Annotated in this window: 23 protein-coding genes and 1 pseudogene; 16 read left to right on the top strand and 8 right to left on the bottom strand. The window is 55.2% G+C overall.

All coding sequences use genetic code 11. From position 1 onward, the window contains the following. The 5 genes from F8I07_RS08545 to F8I07_RS08525 all read left to right on the top strand — a co-directional run. The coding region (locus tag F8I07_RS08545) for a hypothetical protein (RefSeq protein WP_292658366.1) at nt 1-602 on the top strand (602 nt) is incomplete at its 5' end. Between the two features lie 102 nt (nt 603-704). Further along, nucleotides 705-1,010, top strand: a complete 306-nt coding sequence (locus F8I07_RS08540) for a hypothetical protein (protein ID WP_292658363.1) — start codon at nt 705-707, stop codon at nt 1,008-1,010. Continuing rightward, entirely contained in the window at nt 1,010-2,293 is a 1,284-nt protein-coding gene (locus F8I07_RS08535) for a DNA polymerase IV (RefSeq protein WP_292658359.1), read from the top strand. The genes F8I07_RS08540 and F8I07_RS08535 overlap by 1 nt, the downstream gene beginning before the upstream one ends. A gap of 147 nt (nt 2,294-2,440) precedes the next feature. Next, nucleotides 2,441-2,704, top strand: coding sequence for a BrnT family toxin (locus tag F8I07_RS08530; RefSeq protein WP_367264511.1), 264 nt, complete (start codon nt 2,441-2,443; stop codon nt 2,702-2,704). Further along, a complete protein-coding gene (locus F8I07_RS08525) occupies nt 2,691-2,918 on the top strand; it encodes a CopG family antitoxin (RefSeq protein ID WP_292658353.1) in 228 nt (75 codons plus the stop codon). Before F8I07_RS08530 ends, F8I07_RS08525 begins: the two co-directional genes overlap by 14 nt. A 52-nt stretch (nt 2,919-2,970) precedes the next feature. Here F8I07_RS08525 and F8I07_RS08520 read toward each other — a convergent pair whose 3' ends face one another. From F8I07_RS08520 to F8I07_RS08510, 3 genes are all read right to left on the bottom strand, one after another. Continuing rightward, entirely contained in the window at nt 2,971-3,378 is a 408-nt protein-coding gene (locus F8I07_RS08520) for a YiiD C-terminal domain-containing protein (RefSeq protein ID WP_292658350.1), read from the bottom strand. 47 nt (nt 3,379-3,425) lie between these two features. Next, the gene (locus F8I07_RS08515) at nt 3,426-3,908 is read right to left on the bottom strand and encodes a GNAT family N-acetyltransferase (protein ID WP_292658347.1); all 483 of its coding nucleotides are present in this window, start codon (nt 3,906-3,908) and stop codon (nt 3,426-3,428) included. 108 nt (nt 3,909-4,016) lie between these two features. After that, nucleotides 4,017-4,646 (bottom strand): LysE family translocator, encoded by a 630-nt coding sequence (locus tag F8I07_RS08510; protein ID WP_292658344.1) that lies wholly within the window; start codon nt 4,644-4,646, stop codon nt 4,017-4,019. Nucleotides 4,647-4,854: 208 nt separating this feature from the next. Here F8I07_RS08510 and F8I07_RS08505 point away from each other — a divergent pair, with 208 nt between their 5' ends. The 11 genes from F8I07_RS08505 (at nt 4,855) to mrdA (ending at nt 13,378) form a co-directional block, all read left to right on the top strand. Continuing rightward, a complete protein-coding gene (locus tag F8I07_RS08505) occupies nt 4,855-5,625 on the top strand; it encodes a TatD family hydrolase (protein WP_292658341.1) in 771 nt (256 codons plus the stop codon). 292 nt (nt 5,626-5,917) lie between these two features. Further along, nucleotides 5,918-6,937: a lytic transglycosylase domain-containing protein gene (locus F8I07_RS08500; protein ID WP_292658339.1), complete on the top strand. Its 1,020-nt coding sequence runs from the start codon at nt 5,918-5,920 to the stop codon at nt 6,935-6,937. A 69-nt stretch (nt 6,938-7,006) separates the two neighbouring features. Beyond that, the gene (locus tag F8I07_RS08495; protein ID WP_292658335.1) at nt 7,007-7,783 is read left to right on the top strand and encodes a septal ring lytic transglycosylase RlpA family protein; all 777 of its coding nucleotides are present in this window, start codon (nt 7,007-7,009) and stop codon (nt 7,781-7,783) included. Nucleotides 7,784-7,809: 26 nt separating this feature from the next. Then, nucleotides 7,810-8,382, top strand: coding sequence for an imidazoleglycerol-phosphate dehydratase HisB (gene hisB / locus F8I07_RS08490; RefSeq protein WP_292658368.1), 573 nt, complete (start codon nt 7,810-7,812; stop codon nt 8,380-8,382). 1 nt (nt 8,383) lies between these two features. Next, nucleotides 8,384-8,887 carry an HAD family hydrolase gene (locus tag F8I07_RS08485; RefSeq protein ID WP_292658332.1) on the top strand — a complete coding sequence of 168 codons (504 nt, stop codon included), beginning with the start codon at nt 8,384-8,386 and terminating at the stop codon, nt 8,885-8,887. Next, the gene (locus F8I07_RS08480; protein WP_292658330.1) at nt 8,872-9,405 is read left to right on the top strand and encodes a hypothetical protein; all 534 of its coding nucleotides are present in this window, start codon (nt 8,872-8,874) and stop codon (nt 9,403-9,405) included. Before F8I07_RS08485 ends, F8I07_RS08480 begins: the two co-directional genes overlap by 16 nt. Before the next feature lie 43 nt (nt 9,406-9,448). Then, nucleotides 9,449-9,937, top strand: coding sequence for a lipopolysaccharide transport periplasmic protein LptA (gene lptA / locus F8I07_RS08475; RefSeq protein ID WP_292658328.1), 489 nt, complete (start codon nt 9,449-9,451; stop codon nt 9,935-9,937). Beyond that, entirely contained in the window at nt 9,938-10,558 is a 621-nt protein-coding gene (yihA, locus tag F8I07_RS08470) for a ribosome biogenesis GTP-binding protein YihA/YsxC (RefSeq protein ID WP_292658325.1), read from the top strand. Beyond that, a complete protein-coding gene (locus F8I07_RS08465; RefSeq protein ID WP_292658322.1) occupies nt 10,555-11,025 on the top strand; it encodes an N-acetyltransferase in 471 nt (156 codons plus the stop codon). Before yihA ends, F8I07_RS08465 begins: the two co-directional genes overlap by 4 nt. Nucleotides 11,026-11,027: 2 nt before the next feature. Next, the gene (locus F8I07_RS08460) at nt 11,028-11,471 is read left to right on the top strand and encodes a hypothetical protein (RefSeq protein WP_292658320.1); all 444 of its coding nucleotides are present in this window, start codon (nt 11,028-11,030) and stop codon (nt 11,469-11,471) included. Further along, complete coding sequence (gene mrdA, locus F8I07_RS08455) at nt 11,468-13,378, top strand: penicillin-binding protein 2 (protein WP_292658317.1); 1,911 nt, start codon at nt 11,468-11,470, stop codon at nt 13,376-13,378. Before F8I07_RS08460 ends, mrdA begins: the two co-directional genes overlap by 4 nt. Nucleotides 13,379-13,535: 157 nt before the next feature. Here mrdA and F8I07_RS08450 read toward each other — a convergent pair whose 3' ends face one another. The 5 genes and pseudogenes from F8I07_RS08450 to F8I07_RS08430 all read right to left on the bottom strand — a co-directional run. Continuing rightward, complete coding sequence (locus F8I07_RS08450; protein WP_292658314.1) at nt 13,536-15,587, bottom strand: bifunctional diguanylate cyclase/phosphodiesterase; 2,052 nt, start codon at nt 15,585-15,587, stop codon at nt 13,536-13,538. Nucleotides 15,588-15,599: 12 nt separating this feature from the next. After that, complete coding sequence (locus tag F8I07_RS08445) at nt 15,600-16,391, bottom strand: ABC transporter substrate-binding protein (protein ID WP_292658312.1); 792 nt, start codon at nt 16,389-16,391, stop codon at nt 15,600-15,602. A gap of 84 nt (nt 16,392-16,475) precedes the next feature. After that, nucleotides 16,476-16,976, bottom strand: a complete 501-nt coding sequence (locus tag F8I07_RS08440; RefSeq protein ID WP_292658308.1) for an asparaginase domain-containing protein — start codon at nt 16,974-16,976, stop codon at nt 16,476-16,478. 7 nt (nt 16,977-16,983) lie between these two features. Further along, nucleotides 16,984-17,655, bottom strand: coding sequence for a dUTP diphosphatase (locus tag F8I07_RS08435; RefSeq protein WP_292658305.1), 672 nt, complete (start codon nt 17,653-17,655; stop codon nt 16,984-16,986). A gap of 159 nt (nt 17,656-17,814) precedes the next feature. Then, nucleotides 17,815-18,383, bottom strand: a pseudogene (locus tag F8I07_RS08430) (hypothetical protein); the annotation flags it as partial.

The raw sequence follows: 18,383 nt of genomic DNA, 5'->3' as shown, positions 1-18,383 counted from the left end.
ACCTTCAGCGAATCGCTGGAAAAGGCCTTTTTGCGCTTATGATCCTCCACCGCTGGGGTCCGATCCCCTATGAAGACGCCAGAGAGAAAATGGACGAGGTCCACGCCGCGGCCTGTCGTGACGGGGAAAACCATCTGATCTTCTGCTCCCATCCTCTCTGCTACACCGTCGGCAGCGATGATCCGGGCGGCTGGCCGGTGGAGACGATCCCCACCGATCGGGGCGGATCGATCACCTGCCACTCCCCGGGACAGCTGGTGGCCTATTTTTGCTTCCAGGCACCGGAGCCCGCCGCCTTTTATCGCAGGGTCCGGCGGGCCTACGACGCCCTTTTTGCCGACTTGCTCCCCCAGGCCCGCTACGACACCAAGCGTCCCGGATGGTATATCGAAAATCGCAAGATCGCGTCGCTTGGCTTTCGCTACCGAAACGGCGTGAGTCTCCATGGAGTTTCTCTCAATGTCGACGTGGACCTAGAGGCCCACAACCGCGTCGCCCCCTGCAATCTCGAAGGCATCACCGCCACCTCCCTGGCCGCCGAGGGGAAGGTCATCTCCCTGGAAGAGGCTGAAGCACTTTTGTTGACGAAAATTATCGGATGAGAAGCTGCGGATAGGCCACCTTTTTATATTTCAAATAGAAATATTATTGGAAATATAAAACTCATTATGAAATAATATCTCCAAGGAGCTTGGAGGTGACGGATGAAGAGAGAGATTCTGCGACAGCTCGATCGCCTCGACGAGGAGGTACACAACCGACTGACCCACTATCGCTTCAATCGCCGGATCGAGGGGGATGAGCGCTACCGCAAGGGGCGGATCGCCGCTTTGAGCTGGCTGGCGGCGCTCTGTGAGCACTACCGCCGAAAGGCCGAGGCGATCCCGACGGAGATGGAGGAGAGCCTGGAGCGGGAGCTGGGCAAGATCCGCTGGCTGGAGCCCTCGCCCTATCGTCAGGGGATCGAGGATGCGGTGCGGGAGTTCCGCCGGCTGCTCCGGGAGACGTGATGTTCCTGCATATCGACATCGACAGCTTTTTCGTCTCGGCGGAGCGAAGCCGGGATGCGGCGTTGCGGGGCGTGCCCGTGGCGGTGGGGGGCCGGAGCAATCTGGAGATCTTCTCCACCCGCCGCACTCACATCCGCCTCATGGACGAGAACCACGGCGCTTTCGTCGCGCCGGTCTTCTATAGCGATCGCCGCAAAACCTTTCGGGAGCATTTCATCGACCGCATCGACGGCCGGGAAAAGATCCGGGGGATTGTCACCACTTCCAGCTACGAGGCCAGAGCGCGAGGGGTGCGCACCGGGATGCCCCTGGCCCAGGCCCTGCGCCTCTGCCCGGAGCTGATCGTGCTGCCCAACGATATGCTCTTCTACCATCAGCTCTCCCACGCTTTGGCGGGGTTCCTGGCCCGGGAGATCCCGGCGGTGGAGCAGTTCAGCATCGACGAGTTTTTCGGCGTTCTGCGAGGCTGGATCCCGCCCGAGGAGGCGGAGGGTTTCGCCCGGGGGCTTCAGCGGCGGATCTTTCGGGAGTTTCATCTGCCGGTCTCCATCGGCATCGCCCGGAGCAAGTGGACCGCCAAACTGGCCACCGAATACGCCAAACCCTACGGGGTGCTTAAGGTGGAGGATGTGGAGGATTTCATCCGGGAGGTCCCCATCGACAAGTTCCCGGGCATCGGCCGGGGCTATCGCCGACGCCTGGAGGAGCGGGGGGTGCATACTCTGGGGGAGCTGATCCCGATGCGGCGGCTTTTCGAGAGCTGGGGGCTCCCGGGGCGGCAGCTCTACCGCCGGATCCTGGGGATCGACGGCGAGGGGATCGCCCGCCGCCCCTCCCGCCAGTCGGTGGGAATCAGCCGCACCTTTGACCCCATTGTGGAGCCAGAGGAGCTCCGCCGCCGGATCATGGTGATGGCCAGACACGTTGCCTATATCACCCAGAAGCTGGGCGCCAACCCCACCCGCTACTCCCTGAGGATCCGCTACCTGCAGAACCTACGGGCCAAGGGGGCGGTGCGGGTGGATCGGATCTTCAGCGAGACGCTGTTCAAGGCGGAACTCTCCCGACTCTTCGACCGGATCCACCGCCCGGGGGAGGGGGCGATCAAACTGGCCCTCTCGGTCTCGGACTTCACCCATCTCCACCCCCGGACCCTCTCTCTACTGGACCTGGAAGCCGACCGCCGCGCTCGGGCGATCAGTGAAGGGATGCAGCGGATCCGGGAGCGCTTCGGCCTGGATGCGATTAGGACGGGGAATGAGCTGGCGGCAGTGAATAACTAGAAACTAGAAACTAGAAACTAGTAACTAGTAACGAGGAGTGAGGAGTGAGGAGTGAGGAATTTTGGAACCGGGAATTCATTCCCGTTAAAAGATGTCAAAAGGCTTCATTTCTTGACTTATTTTCAATAAATATGGTATACAAACTGTATGTGCTTTGAATATGATATGAACAAAAGCTTGTCGAATGAGCTGAAACATGGAATCGATTTCGAAGAAGCACAGGCATTGTGGGATGATCCGTTGATGGTGGAGGCTCCGTTGCTCTTCCCTGACGAAAAGAGATACCTATGTATCGGGAAAATGCGGGGGAAACACTGGTCTGCGATCATTACCTATCGTGGGGAGTGTATACGGATCATCTCCGTGAGACGTTCGAGGAAGAAGGAGATTGAAATCTATGAAAACTTTTAATGAGTTTGAAGAAGCCTTTGACAGAGGTGAAGAGATTGACGAATATGTGGATTGGTCCAGGGCCCGACGGCCCAATCTGGAACAGAAACGGGTCAATCTGGATCTGCCTCTGTGGATGATCGAACTTTTGGACCGAGAGGCCAAACGTCTGGGAATTGCCCGGCAGGCGGTGATGAAGATTTTCTTGGCGGAGCGGTTGGAGGGTTTGAAGTAAGGTTTTCTCTTTTATTGCCACCAAAAGCGGTGGGAACGAGAATCGAAGCCCTTTAGAGTGCCTGAACAAACCAGGTAAACGCAGCCTGAGATGTCAAAACACCGTTCACATCTTTCACGTCGACGTTGATCTGAATCGAGGCTCTGCCTCTTTTTTCAAATTGGGATCTGAATTTGGCAACATCCTCTGCATCTGTCGATGCGAAGGCGATGATTTTCTCCTGGGCGGGTTTTCTGTATTTGATCTGGGCGTCTCTCAATACAGGCAGGACTTTGCCTTCAAGATCCGGGAAGAGGTTTTGGAGGTGTATACCGCTTTGTGTTTCCGCCAGGGTGAACTGGGCGCTTGCATGGATGGTTTTTATGTGGTTCAACACATCGTTTTTGAAATCCAGTGACAATTCACTGTTTTCTTCTTCTATTCCTATGTGTCTGACAAACGGGATATCTGTTGCTTTCAATTTTGTGTTCCTTATCTATTCCCACCGATGGTAGACGAGTTTGGGTTTCAGAGCCACTTATACATCACCAGAGCATCCACATAACCTTTGGTAGGATGATTGAAGGCTCCGGGCAGGCGCCCCACGATCTCGAAGCCGAGCTTCTGCCAGAGGTGCACGGCGGCTTCGTTTGTGGAGGCAACGAAGTTGAACTGCATGGCTTTGTAGCCGAGTTCTTTGGCGATTTTCTGAGAGTGCAGGCACATGGCGGCGGCCAGGCCTCTGCCTCTGGCGGCGGAAGCGACCATATAGCCGCAGTTGCAGACATGGGAACCCGGCCCGGGGTGGTTGGTCTTGATGTAGTAGGTTCCCAGGATGGTTCCGTTCTCTGTCAGGACAAAGGTCTTTCTCGGCCCCTCCAGCCAGATCTTTCGAGCCTCATCTTTGTCTGTGTCTCTGGGATAGGCGTAGGTCTCTCCTGCGCTGACAATTTCGTAGAAAATCGGCCAGATCTCTTCAAAGTCCTCGTGAGTAGCTTCTCTGATGGTCATGGAATTTCCTGTTTTCTTTCGTTCTTGGTTACCGCAGGGATGTATCCGGTATTTAATGCGAAATATGCACTTATACCGAGGATAGTGAAATGAGTTTAAGCGGTACACTTACGATTTACTAGATGTCGACAACAAGACACCGGCACCGATAAAAACACCACCGGTTATTCTATTGAAAAATTTTGCTCTACCTTTTTTCAGAAACCAACTTGAAGACTTGTGACCTAAATATATATAAAATAAGAGCCAAGATAATTCTAGAATAGCAAAAGTTGTCACAAAAATAAAATATTGGATCAATAGTGAATTGTCTGTGTTTATAAATTGTGGAAAAAGGGCTACAAAAAACACTATGGCTTTTGGATTGCTGGCACCGACAACAAAACCACTTAAAAATGATAGAAATCTCTCTTTTTGATTAGTGCCTTTATCTTTATAAAAATGAAAACTTTCCTGTTTTGATGTCAAAGATTTATACCCTAGATAAATCAAATATAATGCACCCACATATTTAACAATAGAAAATATCACATCAGAAGAGGCTATAACAATACCAAGTCCGGTGAATGATAATGTGATAATGCCGATGATGGCCAACAGACTACCAAAGGCGCTATAGATGGCGTATCTATAACCTTGGTTTGCTGATTTCGTCACACAGAGCAATACAGTGGGACCGGGCGATGCCGTCAATATCATAATTGCTATTGTATAGTACATCCAAAGTTGAAAATCCAAAAGTTATCCTTTTTTTCGTTCCTACGATTTCCATAGGAATGCATATGGCACACAATAAATCCTTAAGGAATTGCTATATCATTCTATCAAAAATATGCATCCCTCTACCGAGGGCGGTGGGAACGAGTGCCAATTTTAGTGCGCCGACCCCTCCAGGTAAACGCCCCTCTTCGATATAATATCCCTCAAAAACCAAGGACACAATCCCATGATCGTCGATACCCATGTCCATCTGGATGATCCCCGTTATGCCGAAGATCTGGAGGAGGTGCTGGCGCGCTCTCGGGCGGCGGGGGTGAATCGCTGGATCATCCCCGGGGCCGATCCCGATACGCTGCCCAGGGCGGTGGAGCTGGCGGAGAGCCATGAGGATATCTTTTTTGCCGTGGGGGTGCATCCCTACGATGCGCGGCGCTACGACCGGGGGCTGTTGGAGCGCTATATCGGGCACGAAAAGTGTGTAGGAGTCGGGGAGTGTGGGCTGGACTACTATCGTTTGCCCGAAGGCGAAGAGGCGATCGCCGAGGAGAAGCGGATCCAGAAAGAGGTCTTTGTCGATCAGATCGTCCTGGCCAAAGCACACGGCAAACCCCTCATTGTTCATATCCGCGAAGCGAGCCGGGACTCTCAGGCGCTGTTGGAAGAGCACGCCGGAGAGCGGGGCGGGGTGCTGCACTGCTACAACGCCGATCATCAGCTGCTCCAACTGGCCGAGCGCAACTTCTACTACGGCATCGGCGGCGTCATCACCTTCAAAAACGCCCGGAAGCTGGTGGAGGTCTATCCGAAGATCCCCAGGGACCGCCTCCTCATCGAGACCGACGGCCCCTACCTGACCCCCCATCCCCACCGCGGCCAGCGCAACGAACCCGCCTACTGCACCCTCGTCGCCCAAAAGATGGCTGAACTCTCCGGGATCTCCTACGAAGAGATCACCGCCGTCTGCCGGGAAAATACCCGTCGACTTTTTGGAATATAACTAACGGGGATTTTGGATTTTGGATTTTGGATTTTGGATTTTGAGAAGAAGCGTTGCCAAGCAACGCAAACCGAAACCATTCACCATTCACCATTCACCATTCACCCGTTCGTGGGATAACAATCCCACGAAACGAAGTCGGTTCCTCACTCCTCACTCCTCACTCCACATTAAAAAAGCTCTACCCACTCCTCTCCCTCGTCGCCGATTCCTCCTGGGCCTCATCGCTCTTCCACTCACCCTCAATGCTCTCTCCATTTTTGAGACGAAGTTTCCCAGTTACCGTTATGTGATGCAGGAGTTCGACATCGATCCCGGCTATATCCGGGACCCCTGGTTTCAGGGATTTGTCACCAAAAACGAGGCCAAATACCGCCGTTTTTACGAAAATTCGCTCCATCGGGGCAAAGCCTACATCCCTCTTTTCAAAGATCTGCTCAGCTCCGGGGGATTGAGCCATCTTTTTATCTATATGTCCATGACCGAATCAGGCTTCAAATCGACGGCCAAATCTTCCAAACAGGCGGCGGGGCTTTGGCAGTTTATGGCGGCGACGGCGCGGCGTTTTCATCTGGAAGTGGATAAAAACCGGGACGAGCGCTACGATCCCATCGCTTCGACACGGGCGGCGACGGAATATCTACAGACCCTCTATCGGATGTTCGGCAAATGGTATCTGGTGATGATGGCCTACAACTGCGGGGAGGGGAGGCTTCAGCGGGCGATTCGCCGGGCCGGGACCGATGACTTTGCCACGCTGATGGACGAGCGTCGGGCCTACCTCCCCAAAGAGACCCGCAACTACCTGCGCAAGATCCTGCTGCTGTCGATGATGGGAGAGAAGATCAAGAACTCTCCGAAACAGCAGGATCGCAAAATCCGTCAAGAGATCCTCCCCGATAGCGAAACGCTGGTCACCATCTACGGCGGAACGACGCTGGAGAAGATCGCCGAGATGCTGCGGATGAACGTGGGACGTCTGGCGAAGCTCAACCCTCATCTTGCCGGAGGGCATTTGGGGGAGGAGATCGGATTGACCCAGATCTTTATTCCCGCCGACCGGCTGCCTTATTACCGGGCCTACTATACGCCGCCGACCTTGGCGCAGATCTACCGCCGCAAGCACTACGCCAAGCTCATCGCCCACATCGTCCGTCCCAAAGAGACACTGCGGAGCATTGCCCGGCACTACCATGCGACGCCCCTGGATCTTGTCATCGCCAACGAACTGCCCGATACGACACTGCACCCCGGTATGCTTTTGATGGTCCCGGTGACAAAAGCCTATTATGAAAACCATCTCCGTTTCTAGGAAAAGCGACAGAAAAATCAAAGCCAAAAGCCGTTAGAATTGATATTAAAAAATGAGAAAGCGGAATTGATGAGAAGAATCCTGAGCTACGGTATGATTTCCGGTCTACTGCTGAGCGGCATAACGGTCTTTACCGGATGTTCCCATCGCAGTTATACCCAACCGGGCCATACCTCCGCCGCACGCTACCGGGCGACGATGCGCAGCTATACGGTGCGGGGGCGGACCTATCATCCCACCTATGTCGGTGTGGGGGATACCATGAGCGGGATCGCCAGCTGGTACGGCCCCAACTTTCACGGCAAGGCGACCAGCAACGGGGAACGGTATAATATGAACGCCATGACCGCGGCCCACAAAACCTGGCCGATGGACACGATGGTACGGGTGCAGAATCTGGACAATGGACGTAGTTGCGTGGTGCGGATCAACGACCGGGGTCCCTTTGTCAAAGGACGGGTGATCGACTGCTCCTATGCCGCCGGTAAAAAGCTGGGACTCGATCGGACCGGGACCGCCCGGGTCAAGCTGACGGTCCTGGGCTTCGCCGGCAAAGTCTATCATCCTACCCCGGCCCAAAAAGAGCATAAAGCCTCCGCTCCCCGGGTACTGCTGAGCAACTTCGGTGTGCAGGTGGGGGCTTTCCGGCGTTATGAAGGGGCCAAAATCTATCAGCGCCGCTATGCGGCGACGGTGGACCGCCCCGAACGGGTACAGATCCGCAAGTTCATCGTGGACGGTGCGCCGCTCTATCGGGTCTGGGTCATGGGCTTCGGCTCGGCGGACGAGGCGAAAGATTATATTCGTGAGCAAGGGATAAGCGGCGGGTTCCTGGTCCGCAACTAAGCATAGCATCCAAAGGAAAGACGATGATGATAGAGAAAGAACGCAGTACCAAAGAGACCGAGATCCGCATCGCCCTCAATCTGTACGGTGAGGGAAATTCGGCCATAGAGACCGGGGTGGGTTTCTTCGATCATATGCTGGAGTCTTTTGCCCGGCACGCCCTGATCGATCTGGAGGTGGAGTGCCGGGGGGATCTGCACATCGACGCCCACCATACGGTTGAGGATGTGGGGATCGTCCTGGGCCAGGCGCTGGGAGAGGCGATCTATCCGGTTCGGGGGATCGAACGTTTCGGCAATGCCGTGGTGGTCATGGACGAAGCGGCAGTGGAGTGTGACATCGATCTGAGCCACCGCCCCTTCCTGGTCTATGAACTTCCTGTGGACGGTAAAGTAGGGGAGTTTGACACGGAGCTGACGGAGGAGTTTTTTCGGGCGATGACTTTCAACCTGCCTCTGACCTGTCACCTGACGGCCAGACGGGGGCGCAACCGCCACCATCTGATCGAAGCGGCCTTCAAAGCCTTTGCCGTGGCGCTGCGCCGGGCGGTGACCCCCAACGAACGTATCGGGGTCCCCAGTACCAAAGGGGTGCTCTGAGATGGGGATTCGTCTGATCGTCCTGGATGTGGACGGCTGCCTGACTGACGGACGGATCATTTACACCGCTGAAGGAGACGAGGTCAAAGCCTTTGACGTCAAGGACGGGTTGGCCGTCGCCAGCTGGGTTCGGCTGGGGCGCCAGGCGGCCATCATCACCGGCCGCCGTTCCAAGATCGTGGAGCGCCGTGCCGAGGAGTTGGGGATCCGACACCTCTATCAGGCGGTTCAGAACAAAGAGGAACGGCTGGAGCGTCTTCTGGCGGAGCTGGGACTCGAGGCCGAGGAGGTCGCTGTCATCGGAGACGATCTCAACGACTGGGGGATGCTGGGAAGGGCAGGCCGCTCCTACGCCCCCGCCGATGCGGTCCCGATGATCCGGGAACGGGTCGACCGGGTATTGACGGCCCCGGGAGGGCGGGGAGCGGTCCGGGAGATGATCGAAGATCTTCTGGAGCGTGAAGGCCTGTGGGAGGAGTATCTCCGTCTATGGTCAGCCGTCTAGAGATCTTTTTGGGGGTGATGCTTCTGCTGGCCCTGGGGTTGGGGTTTGCCAACCGGACCGAAATCACTCGGGCCAAGCAGGCCCAGAAAGAGATTCGGAAAACAGCGGAACTCTTCGAAGCCCGAAGTCGGGAAGTCAATGCCACCGGCGTCAAAAACGAGTTTGCCGCCGTCCATGCCACGCTGATCGGTAAGACATGGTGGATGGAGAATTTTCAGACGCACAATGCCGATATCCGGCTGCTGTGCTCCCGCAAAGCGATGCGCAATGACCGGCTGACCCGCCTCGACGGCAATGTGACCCTGATTCGAACCGACGGTGCGGTCTTTCGGGCCGAGACGGTAATCTACGATCGTCAAAAAAAGACGCTCAACTCCATCGGTCCCTTTTTCGGGCAAAAGGGAGCAAACTATGTCAAAGGGATCGATTTTTTCTATGAGATCGTCCCCAAGCGCACCCGGGCGGAGCGGGTCTTCGCCCATTATCTGCTCAAAGATGTGAAGCAGAGGTTACGTTAGCTGGCTATAATTAGAGACTGTAAAGGGCTAGAGGAGCTGTGAAATGGTAAAAAGGATGCTGTGGGGTATGACGGCGGCTTCGCTCCTGTGGGGGGCGGAGAACCTGGAGGTGACGGCGGACCGCTTTACCCACCTGGAAAAAGAGCAGAAGGCGATTTTCGAAGGGCATGCCCATGCGATGCAGGGCAAGAGCCGGATCGACGCGAAAAAGTTCATCGTCAATTTCGACAAAGAGGGCAACGCCAGAGTCTATCAGGCTATCGGCCATGTGCGTTTCGAGATCGTCAAAGCCCCCGATCGTCATGTCAAAGGCAGCTGTGACCGTCTGATCTATCGGGTAGCGGAAGATACCTATCGCCTGGTCGGTCACGCCGATGTCAATGACCTGATCAACAAGCGTATTATGAAAGGCCAGGAGATCTATCTGGACAACAAAAAAGGACTGGCCACCGCCAAAAGCGGCCATAACGGCCCGGTGAAATTTGTCTTTCCGATGAAAGATGCGACCGGCAAAAAGAAAGGAAAACATTAAGTGCAGCACTCTCGTATCCCCAGGCCGGTGCGGGCCGAGTTTCTCAAGTCGGCTCAGTCCATCAACGACAGCGTGGAGGAGAGCCTGAGCGAAGTGGTCTTCCTGGGGCGCTCTAACGTGGGCAAGAGCTCCACGATCAATCTGCTCGCCGGTCGCAAAAACCTGGCCAAGAGCTCTGCGACCCCCGGCAAGACCCGGCTGATCAACTTTTTCGATATCGACTACAAACTGGACGAGAAGGACTACACCGTCCGTTTCGTGGATCTGCCCGGCTTCGGGTATGCCAAAGTCTCCAAGTCGATGAAGGAGATCTGGCAGAAAAACCTGGTGGAGTTCATCCGTGAGCGCACGGCGATTCGGCTCTTTATCCACCTGCGGGATGCCCGGCATCCCCATGCCAAGATCGACGACGAAGTCGCGCGCTATATCGGAGAGTTCCTCCGCCCCGACCAACGCTATCTGACGGTCTTTACCAAAGCCGACAAGCTCAACCAGAAGGAGCGGGGGGCACTGCTGCGAGATTTCCCCGGAGCGATCCTCATCTCCAATCTCAAGAAGAGCGGTCAGGAACGGATCCAGCAGGCGATTTTCGAATCGATCTTCGGGGAGCGTTTCCAATGATCCGTTACCGCAAAGCGACGCTCGCGGATATCCCCGAGATGCAGGCCCTCGTGGCCAAAGAGGTCGAAGAGGGGGTGATCCTGCCCCGCAGCGATGATGAAGTGGCCACCAACATCCGCAGTTATATTCTGGCCGAGGCGGAGGGGATGATCGTCGGCTATGGAGCGCTGCATATCCATTCGCCGCGCCTGGCGGAGATCCGGAGTCTGATCGTCGCCCCCACCTGGCAGGGGCACGGCATCGGACGCGGGATCGTGGAAGAGGCGCTCCGGGAGGCGGAGGCGCTGGGAGTCGCCGAGGTCCTGGTCCTGACCTATCTGCCGGAGTTCTTTCGAAAACTCGGATTTCATGAGATCGACAAAGAGAGCATCCCCGAACACAAAATATGGACCGACTGTATCAAATGCATCCACTTCCCCAACTGCAACGAAGTCTCCCTGATCCGTCCGGTCATGCCCAAAGGATAGCCGTGGGGAAACTCTGGCGTTGGTTGGCGTGGATCGGGATCTCGGCCTTTGTCCTGCTCTATCCCATGCTGGTCTCGGTCTATGTGACCCTGCCGCTCTTTATCGGCTTTGCCGGTTATCTGATTCTCCGGGGTTTGGAGGGGGAGGGGTGGCGCTATCTGCTGCTGCCTCTAGCCTATCTGATCAATCTGGAGATCAATCTCTCCCTACCCCTGCTGCTGAGTCCCGCGGCGGTATTGATCTACTATCTGAGCCTTTACCCCTCGGTGCTCTTTCTCAAACGTTGCCGGCTTTGCGTGGCGCTGCTTTCGGTCCTCTTCATCGATCTATTCTATCTGGGGCTGATTGAGATCTACGATTTCATCTTCACCACCTCCAGCATCACGATCAATAGTCAGCTGCTCTATTCTCTGCTGATGGATCTTCTCGCGGCGGAGCTCCTGTGAGATTCAAAATCGTTCTTCTGATCTTTGCGCTCTTCTGGGTAGTGCTGATCGTGCGGCTTTACCATATCAGCATCAAATCCAACTTCTACTACGAGAGGCTGGCCAAGGAGAATATCGAGCGCAAAAACTATCTCAAACCGGTTCGGGGAGAGATTTTCGACAGCAAAGGAAAGTTTCTCGCCGTCAACAAAATCGGCTTTTCCCTCTCCCTGGCCCCCCATCTCAGCATCAAAAAGGGTGAGCTCCAGGCCGCTATCGCGACACTCAAACACTATTTCCCCGATCTCAACGCCACGGTGATGGAGCGGGTCTATCGGCGCCAGAACTCTCCCTATAACTACCGCTATATCAAGGTGATCGACTTCATCCCCTATGACACAATGATGCGGGATTATGCCCGGCTCAGCGCTCTGCCTTTCGTCAAGATCGAGACCGAGACCAAGCGCTATTACCCCTACGGGCGCTATGCGGCGCATATCGTAGGGTACGTAGGGCGGGCCAATCGGCGGGAGATCGCCGCCGATCCGGTAGCCGAGATCGTGGGCTATACCGGCAAGAGCGGCCTGGAACGTTACTACAACCGCTGGCTGGAGGGGGAACCGGGCTATATCCTCAGCAAAGTCAATGCCCGCAACAAGGCTCTGAAGGTCCTGGAACGCAAAGAACCGGTCAACAACCGTTCTCTGAAAGTCAACCTGGATATGGATCTGCAGAAGTATATCTACGATCTCCTGGGAAAAACCCCGGCGGTCGTGGTGGTGATGCGGACCACCGGGGAAGTGCTGGCGGCGGTGAGCAACCCCAGCTTCGATCCCAACCTCTTCGTCGGGGGGATCAGCGTCAAGGATTGGAAGGCGCTGCAAAACAACCTGGGACACCCCTTCACCAACAAATTCATCCACGCCGTCTATCCTCCCGGTTCGGTGATCAAGATGGGGGTGGCCCTGGCCGCCTCCAAGGCGGGTCACGGGATCCTGGACGAGCACGAGTACTGCAAAGGCTATATCACCATCGGCAAGAGCAAACACAAGTTCCGCTGCTGGAAAAAGTGGGGACACGGCGATGTGGATCTGCGCAAATCGATCCGGGAGAGTTGCGACGTTTACTACTACGATAAGAGTCTCAAGATTGGCATCGACAAGATCGCCAAGACCCTCAAAGAGATCGGCCTGGGCGTGCGTACCGGGATCGACCTGCCCAGGGAGTATCGGGGGATCATCCCCGACAAGGCGTGGAAACGCAAACGCTATCATCAACCCTGGTATATGGGAGAGACCGTCATCGCCGCCATCGGCCAGGGTTACGACAACATCACCCCCATGCAGGTGGCCCGCTACACCGCCTTTCTGGCGACGGGAGAGCTGCCCACGCCCACTCTGGCCAAAGAACTCGACGGTCAAAAAGTCACCCCCAAGCGGATAAAGCTACATTTCAACCCTTACCACATGAGCCTCATCCGACAGGGGATGATCGACGTCTGCAACGACCGTCGGGGGACCGCTTACAAGGCGTTGCACAAACTTCCCATCAAGGTCGCGGGCAAGACCGGAACCGCCCAGGTGGTCTCCATCCCCCAGGAGATCAAGAAACGGGTCAAAGAGCAGGATCTGGCCTATTTCAAAAAGTCCCACGCCTGGATCACCACCTACGCCCCGGTCAAGAAGCCTGAGTTTGTGGTGACGGTGCTGGTCGAGCATGGGGGACACGGAGGCAGCGCCGCCGGCCCCATCGCCGCCAAGATCTACCAATGGCTCTACTACAACGGCTACTTCAAAAACCATCCCGTCGAAAAGATCCGGGCGGCATTGGAGAAACAGATGCGGGAGGCCAATGTTAGCGCCCCCGCAGCGTCAAAGCCCCCGAAGCTCCGGATGGATCAGACGGGGAGAGAGATTAGAGGGAATTAACTCCTCTGAAAAACTTCCGTCATTCAGGGTTTGATCCGGAATCCGGGGCTTGAACCGTGGATCGTGAATCGAGTTCAGGATGACAATGGAGAGTCTTTTCAGTTCTTCAGAGTACTTAGTGAGAAATGTCGCTTTGCGTTGCCTCGGAACGTTTCTCTCAGTCGTTATCGTTCCGATGCAGCAGATCCCCAAAGGCCTCTTCCGGCAAAGGCTTTGAGAAGAGATACCCCTGAAAACGATCGCAGCGATAGCTCAGAAGTGTCTGGAACTGCTCTTCGGTTTCCACCCCTTCGGCCACCACGTCGAGATCGAAGTTGTGGGCCATATCGATGATGGTCTTGACGAGCGCACCGGCGCGGAGATCCTGAGGAATTTCGTCGACAAAAGATTTATCGATTTTGAGTTCCGAAATCGGAAGGTTTTTGAGATAGCGCAGCGAAGAGTAGCCCGTTCCGAAATCATCGATGGAAAAGTGAAACCCCTTTCGGGTCATCGCTCTCATGATGTCAATCATCTCTTCAAAAGCACTGGCGACAACTTCTTCGGTCACCTCAAAAGTAATGAAAGCAGGATCGACGGCATAGGTTTCGGCGAGAGAACTCACCCGTTCGGCGAAGCCCTCCGCAGTGTATTGGGTGGGGGAGACATTGATCGCGATACTTTGGAGCCCCGAAGCCTCCAGCAGGGCACGATTGCGGGCGATAAAGTCGAAGACCAATCGGATGATATGGTCGCCGACATCGATGATCGCACCGCTTTGTTCCAGCAGAGGAATGAACTCTCCGGGAGAGACGATCCCTCCCGACTCGTCCTGCAATCTCACCAACGCTTCCGCTGAATAGATTTTTCGCGAGGCGTCGTATTTGGGCTGGTAGTAGATCGAGAAGAGATTCTTTTCTATCGCCCCTTCGATGAGGCGTTCGAGTTGCAGACGTCTGTCAATACGGACCTGCATCACCGGATCAAAAAAGCTCAAATGTCCCGGTCCTTGGGTCTTGGCGTGATGGAGGGCATTGTCGGCCTGTTTGATCACCACGTCATCTTTGGCGTCGGGGCCGAAGAGAGCGATGCCCATACAGGCACTTATTCTGAAGAGATTCCCGTCAATATTTACCGGTGTTGCCAGGAGAGTGCGGATCTTCTCCGAGAGTTTCAGAGCCTCTTGCCGTGCCGATTCTCTGTCAGGGCCGAGATTGCGTTGCAAGAGGGCGAATTCGTCCCCGGAGATTCTGGCGGGGATAGGATTTTGCTGAGAGAGCGCTTTGAATCGGCGAGCCACTTCCTGCAGAAGCTTATCACCGGAAAAGTGTCCCATTGATTCGTTGATGAGCCTGAAATTATCCAGATCCACGGCAAAAAAGGCTCCGTATTGTCGATCTTTCCGACACATTTCGATCGTTTCGGAGAGGTACTGTTTGATCAGCCGCCTGTTGGGCAGATCCGTTAGATCATCGTGCAGAGAACGGTACTCTACCTCACGGTATTGGGTAACGATCTCCCGTTGCATTGTATTGATAGACTCTACAAGCTCGTCGAGTTCATCCTCTGTCGCGCCCTTTCCCCGTTTTCTATCGAGTTTCAGCTCACCGATCTCATCCCGATACCCTCCGAGACGAATCTTTTGTGTATAGGCTTTGATCGCCACCAGATGTCGGACAGCGGAGCCCCAAAAGATAGAGAGCATCAGGAGACTCAGCAGGATAAAAAAGACAAAAAGCGCTATCACCAAAGCAACAGCCTCTTTTTGGCTCCGTTCCCGCAATCTTGCGGTTGTCGCCGTGTAGTCGAGTTCGCCAAGATAGCTCCTCTTGGCACCGAATCGAGGCTGATAATAGAGGGGAAGACGGCGTTTGACAGCGTGCATGGCAGGCGGTTCCTTCCCCTTTTCGATCAGGACCTTTCCCTGTTCGTCCCGCAAACGAAGATGGACGATGTCTCTGTCAATGAGCAGATCATCCAGGATGAGCCGGAGGGCGTCAAAGTTGAGCTGCCACAGATGCAGAGCCAGTGATCCCTTGACCGACTGTTCCAGTTGAGAGAGTTCCACGTTTAAAGAGCGGAGCTCTCTGTTGTAGTCGCGGTAGGTGACAAAGGCAGAGATCGACAGGGCGATCAGGAGGCTGAGACCGAGAATATAGCGGGCGATACGGAGGGTCAGTCTGGAATGGAATATGGTGGAGATCTGCTTGGACAAACGGTGGAGTTTCATCGGAATCGTTTCCTAGAGCGGGGGAGTGATCCCGGAATATTTGCGTCGGATACGTTGATAGGTTCCGTCGTGTTTCATCGTCTCGAGGATCCGGTTGATCTCGTCGATTCTCTTGACAAAGGGAGAGTCTTTGCGGATCAGAAGCCGGAAGGGGAGAGAGGTGAAATGCGGAGTGATGGCGACGATGTCCTGATACCCCTCTGAGAGTGTTGCGTGTTGAGCACGCTTCTGTACAAGAATCCTGAGGGCATTGAGGTTAAACATCATAAAAAGATCGGCTCTTCTTTTGGCGATTATGTTGAGTGCACTTTCCACATTGGGGACCCAAATAACCTTTTTGATACCGTGGGCCGCATACTCTTCCTGAGGCCAACCCGCCCCCTGAAGCTCCACCAGTGTCAGCCCCTTCATATCATCAAAGGATTGGATACGCAGAATCTTGCATCCATGAGGATTGTCACGACGGAAAAAGAGGGTCTCTCCGATGTTCCAGATCGGTTCGGTCGCTCGGGTGAAGGCCTGCCGACTTTGGGTGTACATGGTTATCATTCCGTCGGCTTGCCCCTCTTTGACCATTTGTTGAGCTCGTTTCCAGGGATAGACCGCTTTTTTGAGAGGGATATCCAAGCGGGAAAAGAGTTCGGTCATAATGTCGTTGAAAATTCCCGCCGGTTTGCCGTCCGGCCCCCGATAGATCGCCGGCCAGTAGTTATCGTCATCCACCCAGACAAAAGCCCTTTTCTCCGAAGCATGGAGGAGCGTCATCGTCAGAATCACAAGTAGAATCCGATAGAGATACTTCATGGAAAAACCGCCTTTTCGTGTTTGTTGTGGCTTATTATACACGGCCGGAGACGGCGCAGGGTAAAAAACGATCAACCGACAAAACTACCGCCGGACAAAAACTCCCCGTTGCCGATCTTTGACGATTCGATCATAAGGAAGTATCAATCCGTGCATGGCGATATAGACGCCGGGGGTGTCGTTGCCCAGCATCCACCCCAGGGCGGAGCCCAGGTTGGCGGTGGCTTCGACCGGATCGATGGAGTAGGGGATCATGGCGCCGGTGAGCACGATTTGCCGGTCATTGAAACGCTCCGCCAGATAGGCGGCGCTCCGGTCCATGGTGTCGGTGCCGTGGACAACGAGAATCTTTCGGTTCCTCTCTTCTTCAATGGACCGAGCAATCTGCTCTCGGTCTTTCTCCTCCATCTCCAGACTGTCTTTGCCGATTATGGGCACAAGTTTCAGGTGGCAGTACCAGGCGTCGGTGATTTGCTTGACGGCCTGGGCTTGCGGATCGACTTTGAGTTCCCCGGCAACGGGGTCGTAATATTTGTTGAAGGTTCCGCCGGTGCTGAGGAGGGTGATATGCTCGATAGAATTCATTCTCTCTTCACCCCGGGTAAGCCGATTCGAGGGCGTCGTAGAGCGCTTCCGGTTCGATACCGGGATTCTTTTCCAGGAGCTTCTGCATCACGACGTTATCCTCCCGTCCGTCCCAGATCTTGGTGTAGCTGCCTTCTTTGTAGCCGTGATCCTGGCGGAAGCGGTTGAGGATGTTTTTCCCCACATAAAGGCTGTAGAGGGTGGCTAGATCCAGATCTGCCAGCCGCGCCACATCAAAGAAGCGGGCGGTGAGCTCCTCGACGCTGGCTCCGGCGAAGAGGGCGGCGACGAAGGATTCGACGGTCTCGATCTGCTCGTAGAGATCGGCCGGCTTGGCACCGTCTCCGGCGGCAAAGGCTTCGTAGGCCGGGGTAGAGACGATGCGCTGGGCCAGATCGGCGATGTCGCCGCCCTTTTCCAAGGCGTTGAGGCGTAGGGCCTCGCTCATGACGAAATGCCAGATGTCCACCGCCTCGATGCGGATGTTGTCATAGTCGGGCTGGGCGGCGATGTTCTTCCAGTGTTTCCAGGGGTAGCTCTCCACCAGCTCCGCCGCTTCGAGCCAGATGCAGCGCCGCCAGTCTATCCGTTTGCCTTGGTTGGTGATGCCCTGTTCCCAGCCTTGGCCGTTGGTTTCGTCGTTGAGATGTTGTTGCAGGCGAAGCATGGTTTCGAGCATGAAAACTCCTTTTGAGTGTAGTGAATAATGAATAGTTAATAATGAATAATTGTGGTATGCGTTGCGTCGCAACGCTTCGATTGGAGGCGTGACTTCAGTCGCGCACTGCACGGCTCAAGCCGTGCCCCAATGACTAATGACCAATGACCAGTGACCAACTCAGAAAAGCGTCGCCTCTTCCCGCATCTCTTTGAGCAGCTCTTTGTCCAACGAATAGACGAAAGCGTAGTTAAAGTGGGCCTTTTTGAGGATTTCTCTCGCCTCTTCCGGGGTCTCGAACCAGTAGGGACGATCGACATTTTCCACTTTGGTCTTGGGCGGGGTGAGGACGATGCTTTTGGCCCAGCTGCTCTGGAAGCGTACATACTCCCTTGCCTGGACGATATCCCCGATATTGTCGACGAAGATCACGACCCGGTCGGAGGCCCCTTTGGGGACGCTGCCCAGGTTGGCATCCACAAACAGAGGCTGGAAATGTCGGGTATAACGGAGCTTGTCCAGGGAGTAGGGGAGCTCTTTGCGGTCGCAAAAGGCCACCACCCGCAGCAGATGATCCAGATGGAAAGGGGCCATCTCTTTCTGTTGATAGATGTAGCCGTGGACCTTGAACGTGGAGCGAAAGAGGGTATCGCTGATCATCTGCCCCTCAGCCGGCTCTTCGAGGTGTTCCGGCTCGGGGGTGATCGTCTCCAGCAGCTCCCGGTCGCTGCCGACGAAGAGATGTTGAT

Origin of the sequence: Nitratifractor sp. (assembly GCF_015487065.1) — a bacterium.
Lineage (GTDB): Bacteria > Campylobacterota > Campylobacteria > Campylobacterales > Sulfurovaceae > Nitratifractor.
This window is presented reverse-complemented; position numbering and strand designations above follow the sequence as displayed.